Origin of the sequence: Vibrio sp. 1CM2L, from assembly GCF_023161695.1 — a bacterium.
GTDB classification, from domain to species: domain Bacteria; phylum Pseudomonadota; class Gammaproteobacteria; order Enterobacterales; family Vibrionaceae; genus Vibrio; species Vibrio coralliirubri.
The window spans coordinates 498,633-512,643 of record NZ_JALNTT010000001.1; the positions used below are offsets into that span (position 1 = coordinate 498,633).

At 43.5% G+C, this 14,011-nt stretch carries 9 protein-coding genes; 2 read left to right on the plus strand and 7 right to left on the minus strand.

Annotated features, from left to right (window positions below; translation table 11 throughout):
* Nucleotide 1: 1 nt before the first annotated feature.
* The 6 genes from MSG34_RS02095 to MSG34_RS02120 all read right to left on the minus strand — a co-directional run bounded on the left by MSG34_RS02095 (nucleotide 2) and on the right by MSG34_RS02120 (nucleotide 10,117).
* Nucleotides 2-1,486: a DUF1566 domain-containing protein gene (locus MSG34_RS02095; protein WP_122081233.1), complete on the minus strand. Its 1,485-nt coding sequence runs from the start codon at nucleotides 1,484-1,486 to the stop codon at nucleotides 2-4.
* A 4-nt stretch (nucleotides 1,487-1,490) separates the two neighbouring features.
* On the minus strand, nucleotides 1,491-3,818 hold the full coding sequence (locus MSG34_RS02100; RefSeq protein ID WP_122081234.1) for a proprotein convertase P-domain-containing protein: 2,328 nt from the start codon (nucleotides 3,816-3,818) through the stop codon (nucleotides 1,491-1,493).
* A 9-nt stretch (nucleotides 3,819-3,827) separates the two neighbouring features.
* On the minus strand, nucleotides 3,828-5,969 hold the full coding sequence (locus MSG34_RS02105; protein WP_248336148.1) for a TonB-dependent hemoglobin/transferrin/lactoferrin family receptor: 2,142 nt from the start codon (nucleotides 5,967-5,969) through the stop codon (nucleotides 3,828-3,830).
* Complete coding sequence (locus MSG34_RS02110) at nucleotides 5,970-7,991, minus strand: prolyl oligopeptidase family serine peptidase (protein ID WP_122081236.1); 2,022 nt, start codon at nucleotides 7,989-7,991, stop codon at nucleotides 5,970-5,972.
* Between the two features lie 258 nt (nucleotides 7,992-8,249).
* Complete coding sequence (locus tag MSG34_RS02115) at nucleotides 8,250-9,137, minus strand: lipase secretion chaperone (protein WP_050632817.1); 888 nt, start codon at nucleotides 9,135-9,137, stop codon at nucleotides 8,250-8,252.
* Nucleotides 9,138-9,175: 38 nt separating this feature from the next.
* Nucleotides 9,176-10,117: a triacylglycerol lipase gene (locus MSG34_RS02120; RefSeq protein ID WP_248336149.1), complete on the minus strand. Its 942-nt coding sequence runs from the start codon at nucleotides 10,115-10,117 to the stop codon at nucleotides 9,176-9,178.
* Nucleotides 10,118-10,599: 482 nt separating this feature from the next.
* Here MSG34_RS02120 and MSG34_RS02125 point away from each other — a divergent pair, with 482 nt between their 5' ends.
* Complete coding sequence (locus MSG34_RS02125) at nucleotides 10,600-11,847, plus strand: SGNH/GDSL hydrolase family protein (protein ID WP_248336500.1); 1,248 nt, start codon at nucleotides 10,600-10,602, stop codon at nucleotides 11,845-11,847.
* A 132-nt stretch (nucleotides 11,848-11,979) separates the two neighbouring features.
* Here MSG34_RS02125 and MSG34_RS02130 read toward each other — a convergent pair whose 3' ends face one another.
* The gene (locus MSG34_RS02130) at nucleotides 11,980-13,311 is read right to left on the minus strand and encodes a DEAD/DEAH box helicase (RefSeq protein WP_248336150.1); all 1,332 of its coding nucleotides are present in this window, start codon (nucleotides 13,309-13,311) and stop codon (nucleotides 11,980-11,982) included.
* 361 nt (nucleotides 13,312-13,672) lie between these two features.
* On the opposite strand from MSG34_RS02130, the gene MSG34_RS02135 reads away from it, so the two are divergent.
* A complete protein-coding gene (locus MSG34_RS02135) occupies nucleotides 13,673-13,939 on the plus strand; it encodes an Lpp/OprI family alanine-zipper lipoprotein (protein ID WP_017061882.1) in 267 nt (88 codons plus the stop codon).
* Nucleotides 13,940-14,011 lie beyond the last annotated feature (72 nt).

A 14,011-nucleotide genomic window follows, 5' to 3' on the forward strand; every position in this document is an offset into this window, starting at 1 on the left:
GCTATTTACCTTGTAGTGAAACTAAACGAGCTGGAAATTGGTATGAATCGTAATTGTCTGAAGAATCAACATCGCCAGAGTAAATTTCGAGAGAACTGATGTATCCACGATCGCCGCCAAGGGTGCCAATTTCGTTGTAATAGAAGCCCCCATCAACGGCAGTATTACTGTACTGATTATAAATAATGGATTGATTCCATACCGACCCTATATAGCTTGTGTAGTCGATCCCAGCCGTTTGGTGGGGGAAGTACTTATAAGTTAAACCGTAAGCCTTACCATCCGAGTTGGTTTCTGTCTCACCAAAGTCGAGTAGATTATAAAATTCATGAAATGTTGGTAAACGCCAGTCAGATTTTCCACATAAGTTAATTGAGTTAATGTGCTCCACGTAATCTTGGGTCGTACAAACTTGATCGCCTTTGGTCTTACACGTTGCTAGATCAACATCCTGATCGTAAGGCGTTACTACTCCAGGTAGTTCAAGGGCTAATAAGCGGTCTTTGTGTTGAATCGAGTTTTCATCATCCGTTTTCGATTCCCAAATCAAGCCACTGCGTTGATCCAAAACGCAAGACCACTGTGCTGCATCATCGGCAAGCACCTGACCATTAGCATCCAACTTCGCGAACTGAAAACCATTGCCAGTGTTCGAATTCAACTCGGTTTTATCAAAACCATACTCTGCATCTTGACCGGGGAATGAGCTCTGTGGTTCTGCCACATCTTGTGTGTCATCAATATCAGAGAAGTAACGTATGACACCGGTATCATTCAATGCTGTCGCAGCTTTCAATTCACCCTCTAAGAAGTTTGCAAAAGCGACAACCTCTTCATTAGTCAGTACTCCATTGACATAATCAGCCGCACTCTTATCAAACTTCGCACTCAACTGAGCGAGCATGAATGCACGATTCGAGTGCTTAAACGCCTTAATTGTTGATACAATATTTTGCTCCAAACTCGCGAGCTCAGACGCAGATAAATCATCTTGTATGTCACCAGAAATGGAGATGCCACTTTTCGCCAACTGCGCTTTTAACTTGCTGTTGGCCTCAGTAACCGTCAATCCATCCGCAACATAACCAGCCAGTAATGAGCTAATACCATTGATCTCATTCCCAGCGTTTTTTTGTAAACCAGGTGCCGCTATGTAAGCGTAAGAAGATGCAGAACCACTTGTACTATTTGCAGCAATCCCCGTATCGACTTGTGCTAACAAAGGCACCGATAAAATCGATTTTTTAGTACTGGTAATACTAAATTCACCATTCGCGTTAGCTGTTGAACTAGGCTCTCCGCTGTCACACATGTAGTTTTGATTTATGTCTGCACAGACCTTACTTTGCAAATCTACATTCTGTGCTGTCACTGTACCTGACACGGTATAGGTTGGAGCTGCAGATGCAGAGGTATCGGAACCGCCCGAACCACCGCAGCCAGCAAGAGCCAAAGAGATGGCCAAAATTGTCAATTGAGGTTTCATAGAGTTATCTTCTTGTTTTGTTTTTAAAGAGCCTTGCCACTAAAGACAAGTAACGCGTAGTAAATGACCTGCCGAACGAGAGCAAGGACATGAATAGAATCAACATAGGTGAAGCCGAGCCACCAGACGAACCGCTGGCAACGACTGGTTCTTTTGGTGATGTGGTTGTTTCACCACACTCGTATTTTGAAATAGTGCCAAGACCCCAACGTTTTAAGTGCCCAGTTTCACCATTCACATAATCGGCAACTTCTAAGCGCCAAGATCCGTTAATAGACTCCCCCTTAAACGAATCTAGAATCGAGTCATGCTTGAGTGTGAAGTAACCATCAAAGCCAGAAAATCGCGTCGATTTATGGTTCAGTAAATCTATCCGTGTCCCTCTAGGTGAAATCAAGGTGACCACTAAATCACTCAATCGAGGGTGATCGATCTCTAGGTACACTCCGAAATTTTCGTCTGCCGTTTGAACCGCTCCATTTAGGGTGTAATTAAATGTTTTAAACCCAACGATCGGCTGATTTGTTGAGCTCAATCTGCTGTCTGGAAGATAGCCGTTCATTTCTTTGATATCGGATTCGAGGACAGGTAACCCATAAACAAGTGACAAATTATGCTGCCAGTTTTGTGATTTCAAAGCGTCGCTGTATTGATAATCGACGCTCGTATTCATGATGACTGACGAACCACAAACCTCACCAGTAGGAAGTTTTGCCTCTATCAACAGCTGGTTAACCGGATCGCTAACGAATGGCTGTGTTAATGTCGATATTTTGACCTGACCGTCGACCTGTGCCTGTCTGAGCGTGGGATACAACTCGATCGCTAGCGCTTTTTCTGGATCAACATAGCGGCTAGCAACTTCAACCTTAAACGGCTCTATTACCAGCCCATGCACATCAAATTTTTGCTTCAATATTTCGGCATAATCGCGATTTGGATACAGTTTTTGAGCCACAAACAGCGTGCTCTCAGCTAGGTCGTGCATTTTCAACCCACGACCAACCCCGTACATAGATTCGAGTACAATTGAATCGAACTCTTTAAAAGCGAGCTCACCATATTGTTCAACCGATGCTTTCAGAGCCTGGAACAAAGGCGTTGACCAAAGCTCATCACCTAGCTCACCCGCAACGCTTTCATGAGGGCGATATTCCGCTTGTCTAAAGTAACGTGCTCTTTGGTTCCATAGGCTACGAGTGGTATTCCTGACCCCGAAGTAACCATCCCAGTTAAAGACGGTATCGATCTCGAACTCTTGTCCACGAGTTTGAGTATTTTCATATTGAGTACGAAAGCTAAAACTACCCGCCCAGTAATCACCAAAACCTTCACCGATTGCGCCGGTATGACCATAAGCCCAATCTTTTACTATGTGATAATGAATCCCATGCCCCAGCTCATGCAGGATCACATCACCATCTAGTGCATCAGGAGATCCTCCACCGATACCAAACAAAGCGGCTTTGGGGCCATAGTAATAGGTCGAGTTATCTGCGGATAAACCTCTGCCATCGAACTCAAGTGGCTCTTCAAACAGATCGAAGCCCAAGTTGCTGATATAACGCAAAGATTGATCAAGGTGAGCGAAAACCATTAATTGCGGGAATCGTGTATCTTGCCAATCTACATTTTGTAGTTCAGCTAGGTCAGTAAACTTAGCGACACCTTCAGCTGCGAGGAAATTTGAAGCATCACGGTTCGTTACAGCACCCGAGTCAGTATCAATCGAATATAAGGCAGCTGCATCAACCTGAGAGACACGATCATTGGTAAGGTAGATACCATCGCTGTGGTTCAAAACCTCCACATCAGTTTGTACATAATGTGGAAGACTCGGGTATTGGCTAACATCGGTGAGTAAAGATTCTGGTGGTGCAGCTTTGTCCATAGTTCTCAAATCTGGACTGAATACATTTACATGCGTCGAAACCACTTGCCCGCTGCTTAAGCTTGGCGCTCGCTCAGCTTCTAGTAAACGAGGAACTTCAAGCTCAGCTGCCGTTGTCGGAATTCCATTGAGTAATACGGTATTTTCCAGACTCCTGAAGACTCGCGAAACCTGCTCGTCTATGTTGGTTGATAACACCACCGACTTCTGTTGTTGGTACTCGCCTTCGATCAATACATCGAAGTTGTAGTGGTGCCCCAACTTAGACTGAGTTTCATAACGAAACCTAAACTTACCAACCTCAGGGTAAGCTTGTTCTAAATAGGCTTTGGCTTCCTGTTGCGTTGTCACAACAGTATTATCAATTGGGTAATCCCACTCGGCAGCGCTACTGGCTGCTGAAACCAAGAACAAAGCGATGTATAGAGGACTCTTTTTCATATGCCCTCCTTAAAACGCATACTTGGCGTTAACGGTGAAGTAGCGGCCAGGTTCTGTGGAGTAAATTTTATTGCTGTCCGCAATACCCGCAACGTCTTGGTATCGGATATATTCTTTGTCGAATAGATTCATCACATTGGCACTAACATCCAAGCCAAAGTTCCAAGAGTAACTGACTCCCAAGTCGACACTTGCCCAGCCAGAGGTCGTCGCACAGTCAGTAACGATACCTAAATCATCTTCACACTGAGGTACGCTGTCCATAGCTTGAGCCCAATTAACCATCGCGTAAGCGGAGAACATGTTGTCGTCATAAGTCACCTCGGCATTGCCTTCCCAAGGGGTTAATGTGCGAACTTTTTCTCCATCCTCATCTTCACCATCAACAAAACCGACTTTGGTACTCACACTCCAAAAGTCACTCAAACGATGCGCAATTGAAGCTTCGATGCCGTACGTCTCGACTCCATTTACGTTTTGATACTGCTTGTAGTAGTTGCCTGTATTTGAGTCAGGTACAAACGTGATCTGTTTAACGTCGATAAAATTATCGAACTTCTGATAGAAAACGGCGGCGTATAACTGAGTTTGGCCATTATCAAACTTACTACCTAGCTCAAACGAATCACTGGTTTCGGCCTCTAGGTCCATATTAGGCACAATGACAAATGGGGTAATTGGGACAAAATCATGATTTTGATAACCATAAATTTTGTCATAACCCGGAGCTCTAAAGCCGTGGTTGTACGAAAGGTATGTGTTGAGTGATTCTGTTAACTGATAACTCACCGATAAGCTAGGTGAGAACTCGCTAGAGCTTTGTTCCTTCACTTCGTAGCCATTGATCGTGCTCTGTGACTCAGGTTTCAACTGGTGTAAATCGAAACGGGCACCTGCCGTCACCGTCCACTGATCAATTTCAATCGCATCACGAACAAATGCAGCAAAGTTATACGAGCGAGCTAGAGCAAAAGGGACATCCGCGTTAAGTGACACTCCGTTCCAGTCTAAAACAGAAGATTGACTTGGACGCTCATGGAGGTTGGTTTCCATGCTCATGCCATAAGACAAGGTATGGATCATGTTTTGATGTTGGAATGCGCTAATAAAATCGGCGTTAGCACCAAGAAGTTGATCCGTGAAACCACGAACATCAATCGTTCTACGAAGCTCGGAAACGTTGTTGTTGGTTCGAGACATCAAACGATTCGTTGTGTCCTCATTAGTCATATCACGCCAATATATCTTGGCATCTAACTCCTCAAACCAAGAATTTAGGGGCAGATACTCAAAGCCCGCATACGCAGAAAACGTCTCAGTATAAGACTGTTGGTCAAAATCTTCAGTGTCCCACTTACCGTCTTTTTGGATCTTAGAGGTACCTTCTTTTCGACTTAGATTCTCTTTGTAGTACTCAACATTCCCTTTAAGCATCAAGGCATCACTTGACCAGTAGTTCAAGGTGTAACCACCACCGACACCATCTATGTCTCGGTTATATAAGTCTTCATCAAAATTTCGTGTTTCTTCACCTTCCCAATAAGAAAGATTAACCAAGCTTTCGAATTTTCCCGAACGGAAGGCGAGGTTTGTTGCACCTTTATATTTATTACTGATACCGGTATAGGTTGCAGAGACATCACTATAGAAATCTTTGTCCTCTAAATAGTCCCCCGGCTTTTTAGTCCGAACCACCACCACACCACCAATAGCACCTGAGCCAAATACAGACGAACTCGCCCCTTTTATAACCTCAATACTTTCTAGGTTAGACATATCAAACGAGTTACGCCCAATCTTGTCATTGATGTCATTGGCACCAAAGCCATCAGCAGACTTGATTCCGTCTTTCACAATCAAGATACGGTTACCTGTCATTCCGCGGATAGTGATGTTTTGAGGTCGCCCCGCTCCCCCAGAAACACTAACTCCCGGCTCGCTCTTTATTGCATCATAAAGCTCTGTTACACCCTTTTTCTCTAGTTCTTCACCAGTGATCACAGCCACTGACCCAGCGACTTCGGATAGTGGCTGTTCTATTTTATTCGCTGTTACGATCACTTCTTCAAAGTGATAAACCTCAGATTCGGCGTGCACGGGGTTGGCAGCAAGTACACTCAGTACTGCCGCTGATAGGGGGGAAAGCTTCATTTACTGCTCCGCTTTAATGTCTTTTGGGATAAGTGATAAAAGAAATGCGTACTCAAACGCTTGTTGCGATTGCGATCGTCGCCTGTCTGCCGAGTGCCCTTGAGTAAAGTTTGTCGACAATAAATAAGGCCCGCTCCCGGTCGTTAGTTCGCTAAGTTTTGCGTAATACTTAGCTCCTTCCCAATAGGGAACTCGGCGGTCATTGAGGCCAACCTGAATCAATATTGGTGGGTAGTTTTGTTCGCTAATATTCAGATAAGGGTCGTATTGCTGCATTACCTTCAATTCATCGGCAATATTTGGATTACCCCACTCACCATACTGCTGAGTCGTTAGAGGTATTACAGAATCAGACATGCTGTTCACGACATCGACAAAGGGGACTTTAAGGACTGCACCATTAAACAAGTCAGGAGCCTGATTTAATGCTGCGGCAACAAGAGTGCCACCAGCGCTTCCACCCATAGCGTAAATTGGGCGTCTACCTTGATCGTATGTCGTCAAATCTCGAGCTACAGCAATGAAATCCGAGATAGCATTCTCTTTTTTGACCCCTTTTCCTGCTTGGTACCAAGCGTCACCATAAAAGCCGCCACCGCGAACATGTGCAATTGCATAAATCACGCCCTCATCAAGTAGGCTAATGATTTGGGGCATAAAGTAAGGCTTCATCGTCATTCCGTAGGCCCCGTACCCGTACAAAAACAGAGGTGTATCCTTCGTGAGCTTATCCTTGCGATACGCCAAAGTTACTGGGATCGCTACCCCGCCAGAGTTGACGATGACTTGCTCGGAATAATAGTTAGATTTTTGATATTCAGGGTAGTGATCTTGAGAAAAGAGCTCTCTTTTTAGAGTGTCAGTATTCAGCCGCTCCCACTTCGCTGGCTGAGTTAAAGACATGCTTCGAATGTGCAGTTTGTTACTTTGGTAGTCACCTACTTGGCTTACCCAAGCAACTTGACCTGGTTCTGCTATCAGCTGTCTTGAACGATGACGTCCGTCGTTATCGAAGAATTGTAAGAATTGAGACGCACCAGTCTGGGTGATGATCACAGGCCCAGACTCAAACAGATGAAAGTTACTGATTCTAGATTCATCACTCGGTTTAAAAACAGCATTCCAATTATCTATTTTTGATGCTTGATTAAGCGCTACCGAGTAAAAGGCAAATCCCTTGCGAGCATGATTACTGTTCGAGAATAAACGAGAGCCAACAACATCAACGTAGTACTCCACGCCAGTTCTGCGAGGTAAGAAAGGTTTAGAGATTTCGCCGGTATCAAGATTTAACAGGCGTTGCTCACTTGAATCTTCATTGTTTGCCTGAACGATAGCAAATTGCGTATCACTTGAAAGGTAGTACGACAGTAACCACGCAGAATCTGGTTCTTCAATTAATTGATTTGGCTCTGACTGGTCTAAGAAGTATTGCGTTAGCGCATAAGGTCTCGAAGTTTGTTGCTCAAGTTGAACCAAATACAGAGATTGATCGTCTTTCGACCACGTAAGCGTACTGTCTACATTCCGCGCGATTGGGGTAACTTGACGAGTTTTAAGATCAACAACACTGACTCGGTACTGTTCAGATCCTTTGACATCTTCGGCGATCGCAAGCTGTGTTCTTGTTGAGTTTAATGCCCAGCCAGCTAACTGATAGTAATCAAGATCGGTAGATCGATCGTCAAGGTTAAGTAGCTGCGTTGATTCTTCATTCCCAACCAATCGGGACAATAAAACTCTTTCACCATTGTGATTGAGGATCGCATACTCATACCCACCAATTTCAAACCACGGTTTGTCAGCTCTCTCTGGGCGATTGTCCTGCCAATTGTCTTGCAAGGATTCACTCAATAACCGAATACGTTCTTGATACTGCTGAGTTTTATTATTTTGTTGATTAAGATAGTTGAGTACGTTGCTCGCGCTACGGGAATCATCTCTAAGCCAAGAGAGCTGATCGGAAGCACTGACCGTCCCCATCAGTAAAAGAGTAAAAGCTAACAACACAAACACTTTCATAAACTCAACAAATCCATACGCTAATTTAATAAATTTCGCGTATACTGCACCCAAACGATAATGAGATCAATTATCATTTACATAAATATGTGATATTAATCACGATAGATACGTCAATTAATTATGAATTGCTCTTGTATTACTATGGAATATTTATGTTTATTCAGAAGAAGAAAACCAGTTGATAGTTTTGACTATAAGCAATAATTTACCATATTACAGAATAAGCAATCGTTTACTTAATTAAACTAAATGACTTTACTGTTTAGTTTCATTAGCTCGAATTCTTTCAATCGCTTCTACCCTTCTAAGCTGTTCTGGTGGGAAATGTTCAGTCCTAAGTTGCGCAATCTTCTCTTGTTGTTCGGTTTCTGATAGGAATGAATCTTTCAAAACATCATTTCGTTCTGCCAAGTAGACCTCAAAAGAGTCTTCAAAGGCCGCTCTTTGTTTATCAAGTGCTTCAAGTCTTTGGGTTGCTTCTTCACCAACAAGTTCGCTTCTCTTTAGGTATTTACCCTGTTCATCGAGACCTTCAGAGCTAGAGAGTTGTTGGAGTAACACCTGATTCTGGTGACTCGACTGAACATAATCAGGTTGCTCAGATAAATAGGATTCAAGTCTTTGTTGGTATTCTTCATCCTCTAATCCCTCCTGTTTCAGAAGTAACTTTTCTAAGGCGATTTCTCTCATTCTGTTGTCGTGCGTAAACAGAATACTTATCTCGCTTTCATTGAAGAACTGAGCTTGAAGGTCAAGGAGCGCTTGATTGAGTGCACGTAGATCATCAACGGAAATGGATGTGGTATCTAACTGCACGTCCAACGATATCAGTGCCGACTTGTACTCAAGATACTTGGCAAACAGTGCTTCATCGACAATCGTAGCTTGTGATTGCTCATGGTGTTTTGCCACATTGTCGCGAATATCTTCAAGTGTTAGTTCGGTATTACCGGACACGAAGTATTCCATCATGTCTTTGGCTGATGCGTTATCGATGTCGGTATCTTTCTGAGAGGCAACTTTCAATGCGGAGACGCGTTGTTCGTCGTCAGTATGTGTATCTTGATTATTTAGATATAAAAAGACCGCCGCCGTACTCATCAGGGCTATCGTGGTTATCGACAAAATGGCGGTCTTTTTCATCATACTTTCCTTGTTTTCTTATTAAACGGCTTTGCAGACTACAAGCCAGCCAACTTCAATCGATTCGCATGCTGACGATATAGAGTCACAGGATCGGTCTCAAACAAGTGGTGAATTCCCAATAACCCATTGATCTCATCTAGGTGGTTCATTTTGTAATCATCACCAATCACTTTGCCCAAATGGGCGCTGCATGCTCCTACTAACCCGTCATTAGGTTCATTGAAAGCTAAACCTAGGATTGTCATCGCTCCGTCGGTAGGATCAAGAAGGTTGGTAAAAGTGGAAGACCCTGTCCATGAATAGTAATAAACGCCGTTACTTGCTTGCCACTCACCATCACCACACTCAGACGTCGGAACACCCTCAGGATAAAACTCGTTGAATGCTAGCGAGCCTTCTGTGGTCAATGCTTCAAGAGAAGCGAGTCCGTCTTGGTCGAGATCCGTTCCACCAGATAAAAGGTTAATCAGTGTCGTTAATCCACCTGCTAATTTAACCGCAATACCTTCTGTGACAGAGCCTTCAGATACGTTCCCTCGAACGAGATCAGCAACCTTAGAACCTTTATGCACACCACCAATACTGGTCACTGAAGCCACAAGATCCGGTCGAACCGACGCAACATAACGAGCCGTAGGCCCCCCGTGGCTGTGACCAACCAGATTCACCTTACTTGCTCCTGTTGCAGCTAGCAGCGTTTCAACTTGACTGAGTAACTGTTCACCACGGATCTCAGAACTGTTGGTTGCAGAGACCTGAGCGATGTATACGCTCGCGCCATCTTTGGTTAGGGATTCTGGCACGCCATAGAAATAGTCGACGCCCGCTAGTGTATCGAAACCAAACAGACCATGTACCAACATAATGGGGTATTTCGTTTCAGTGTATCCGCTGACTTCTAATGCTGATGCGCTCGTTCCGGCATATATGCCAAAACTGGATAGGCAGGCTATCGTCCAAATTAATATCTTTTTCAATGCTCTTTCCTTAAACAGATTAGACCTCTGATGAGTAAAAGAACCGTAGATGATGATTTTATAAAACAGAAAGTAACGATTTGATATTTGTGATGGCGAACTTGAATTAAACAGGTGCGATGAACATCAGGCAAACAGAATCAGAAGAAAAACCAAAACCATAAGTAATTGATTAAATTAACATTTAGTTAAGTTTAATGAGATTACTCATTCAATATCCTGACTCAAATATCAATTCCACATTCTCAATAAACCAAAATTTTTCGACAAATAACCGTTTGGAAGCAGGTATTTTTCAACCACAAACTCGTTGAAAACTTGATACTTATGCCATTAACGACACACCACAAACCTGAATACATTGACGTTAATTATTGATTTTAGATATAGGTCGTACCAGTTATTTACTTATCCAGTTATCAGCAAGAAACAAGCAACAACGTTTTTGTTTGGCTCATCTAAATATAAAAGAGAATACAGTGATGAAAAATACGGCTTTAATACTCACGTTAGCCCTGCCTTTTGGCGCTTATGCCGCAGAAGACTCAATACCAACACCTGAATCGATTACATCTGCACAAGTACTCAGTACACAAGGCTCAGAGACCTATTCATATGTTAGATGTTGGTATCGAACCGATGCCTCTCATGACTCTCCGGCCACCGACTGGAAGTGGGCAAAGAAAGAGAATGGTGATTACTACACGATCAACGGATATTGGTGGTCTTCTGTTTCTTTCAAAAACATGTTCTACAGTGATGCGCCTCAATCTGAAATCAAACAGCGTTGCGAACAGACGCTCGACATCCAACATGACGCCGCCGACATCACCTATTTTGCGGCAGACAATCGCTTCTCTTACAACCACTCAATCTGGACCAACGACAACGCTTTTCAAGCCAGTAGCATCAACCGTATTGTCACCTTTGGTGATAGCCTGTCCGACACTGGTAACCTATTTAATGGCTCTCAATGGGTTTTCCCGAACTCAGATTCGTGGTTTTTAGGGCACTTTTCGAATGGTTTAGTCTGGACTGAGTACTTAGCAAAAGCGAAAGATGTTCCTCTGTATAACTGGGCTGTGGGTGGCGCCGCAGGCACCAACCAATACGTGGCATTGACTGGTGTTTATGATCAAGTCACCTCTTATCTGACCTACATGAAAGTTGCCAAAAACTATCGCCCAGAAAACTCACTGTTTACTCTCGAGTTTGGCCTCAATGACTTCATGAATTACAACCGAGAAGTCGCCGATGTAAAAGCTGACTTTAGCAGCGCGCTGATCCGCTTAACGGAATCCGGTGCGAACAATATCTTGCTGTTCACCTTACCCGATGCAACCAAAGCCCCTCAATTCAAATACTCTGCCGAACAAGAGATCATAAAAGTTCGTGGCAAGATCTTAGAATTTAACCAGTTCATCAAAGCTCAAGCCGAGTATTACCAAGGTATGGGGAAAAACGTGGTGTTGTTCGATGCAAGTGCGTTGTTCGCCAGCATTACCGATAACCCAGAACAACATGGCTTTCGAAACGCGAGTGATGCTTGTCTTAATATCAATCGAAGCTCAGCCGCAGACTATTTAAGAAGCCACAGCTTAACTAATGATTGTGCGATCTATGGTTCAGACAGTTATGTATTCTGGGGCGTGACGCACCCAACCACCGCCACACACAAATACATTGCCGACCATATCCTAGCTTTTTCATTCTCAACATTTGATTTCTAAAGCCTTTAGAGCAACTCCGTAACCTGAGGCAGCACCTCTTAGGCACAAAAGTCAGATACAAAAAAACCGCCTAATAATGGCGGTTTTTATTTATGTCAGTTTTACAAACAAACGCTTTTAGCTGGCTGTCGATTACTCGTCGTCAGTTTTTGGCGCAACTTTTTTCTTAGGGATAAACACTGTATCACCCACTGCCACATTCTGGTGGAAGCTCTTATCGCGCTTAACTGGTTTCTTCGGCGTTTTCTTCGCTTGAGTGTTGGTTTTCTTCTTCGCAGGACCGCCTTTAGCAAACGCAGGTTTACGAGGCTTAATACCTTTGAACTTACCTTTTAGGCCTTCAAGCACAGAGAAAGCAAGATCTTGTTGAAGGTAAAGCTCAACACGCTTGAAGCTGTCCCAGTCTTTTGGACCAACCAAAGAGATTGCATCGCCTTTATTACCTGCACGGCCAGTACGACCAACTCGGTGGACGTACTCTTCGGTGTGCTTCGGCATATCAAAGTTGATTACGTGGCTTACGTTTGGAATATCGATACCACGAGAAGCAACATCGGTTGTTACCAAAATCTTGTAAACCGCACGCTCAAACTGACTCATGATCGCATTACGCTGCGTTTGGTTTAAGTTACCGCTCAGTGCAACGGCTTTAAGCTTCTTCTCATTTAGCTTATCCGTTAGGCGATCAGTATCAGCACGAGTGGCTGTGAAGATCATAACCTGACGGTATTCAGCTTCTTCTAATACACGGTCTAGAATCGCTTCTTTGTGATCTAGGTGATCACATAGGTAGAATTTCTGGGTGATATCAAGGTGCTGCTCGTTAGAAACACCCACCGAGATGCGCTTAGGTGCGTCTAGCATTTCATTGGCAATGCCGTTCACTTCCGCGTGATCAAGCGTTGCAGAGAACATTAGAGTTTGACGACGACGGTGCTTAGCTGCGTTTGCAATACGACGCAGTTCTGGAGCAAAACCAAGATCAAGCATACGGTCTGCTTCATCAAGGATTAGCGTTTCAACACCATCAAGGAACAATGAGCGGTGCTCTAGGTGGTCAGCAAGACGACCTGGCGTCGCTACGATAAAGCGAGGGTACTTACGCAATGCTTTAACTTGATCGTTAAAGTTCTCACCACCTAAGATAAGCGCCGCTTCATAAGACAGACCACCAAGCATGCTACGCAGTTCGCCGTAAACTTGCTTCGCTAGCTCACGAGTAGGAGCCAAAATTACACCACGAGGATCTTTAGCAGAAAACGCTTTTGTTTTTAATGCTTTATGTATCATTGGCAACACAAACGCCAATGTTTTTCCTGATCCCGTTTTTGATGAAGCCAATAGATCCTTACCAGCAATAGCAACAGGGATCGCTTTTGATTGGATCTCTGTCGCCTTCTTGAAGTCGTAATGTTTTAAGTTCTTCAGTAAGCGGTTATCTAAGCCTAAATCTTTAAAGTGCAAAGGACTCTCCAGTCATGATGGTATTGAATAAAATTAATTTAACGTGACATGATACCGCGAAAGTACTTTATAAGGATAGAGATCACAGTAAATTTATCCCTTAATCTATCTTTAGCTAGAACATTGTATGCATTGCTAGCAAAGGGATAGCTCTCCAAAAACACCTTCAAGTCGTCTCTAAATCCTTCATCTCATAAATGAGACACAACGTGATACTTAGCTAATTACCTCAAAAATTTAGCAATTTCTTTAGTTATTGTTTTTGCAGTTAAAAAATTAGTCGCTACAATCATTAATGAAGCGACTATATGATAAAGAATGTATAGCGCATCTTTTGATGATAAATAAGCAAGGAGTTCTTATGAATAAGACGTTAATCGCAGCTGCAGCATCAGTTTTCATTCTAGCCGGTTGTTCTTCAGAGCCAGAAGAAGCTGCAGTGTCAGAAATGGATCAACTAACTAACCAAGTGGCTCAACTTACAAGCGAAGTTGAAGCACTTAAGAGTGACAAAGCAGCAGCAGAAATGAAGGCTCAAGAAGCAGAAGCAGCCGCTATGGCAGCGAAAGAAGAAGCGGATCGTGCTAACGAACGCATCGATAACATCGCTGAGTCTTACACTAAGTAGTTTGAGATCTAATCGCGATTAAGCTGTAGATTAAATAAGTCGCAAAAAGCAGTATATAGACAGCACCACTTC

Excerpts from the sequence above, each read along its gene's own strand:
- MSG34_RS02135 (WP_017061882.1), top strand. The coding sequence starts at position 13,673 with ATGAATAAGACGTTAATCGCAGCTGCAGCATCAGTTTTCATTCTAGCC.
- MSG34_RS02105 (WP_248336148.1), bottom strand. The coding sequence starts at position 5,969 with ATGAAGCTTTCCCCCCTATCAGCGGCAGTACTGAGTGTACTTGCTGCC.
- MSG34_RS02100 (WP_122081234.1), bottom strand. The coding sequence starts at position 3,818 with ATGAAAAAGAGTCCTCTATACATCGCTTTGTTCTTGGTTTCAGCAGCC.
- MSG34_RS02115 (WP_050632817.1), bottom strand. The coding sequence starts at position 9,137 with ATGAAAAAGACCGCCATTTTGTCGATAACCACGATAGCCCTGATGAGT.
- MSG34_RS02095 (WP_122081233.1), bottom strand. The coding sequence starts at position 1,486 with ATGAAACCTCAATTGACAATTTTGGCCATCTCTTTGGCTCTTGCTGGC.
- MSG34_RS02125 (WP_248336500.1), top strand. The coding sequence starts at position 10,600 with ATGAAAAATACGGCTTTAATACTCACGTTAGCCCTGCCTTTTGGCGCT.
- MSG34_RS02110 (WP_122081236.1), bottom strand. The coding sequence starts at position 7,991 with ATGAAAGTGTTTGTGTTGTTAGCTTTTACTCTTTTACTGATGGGGACG.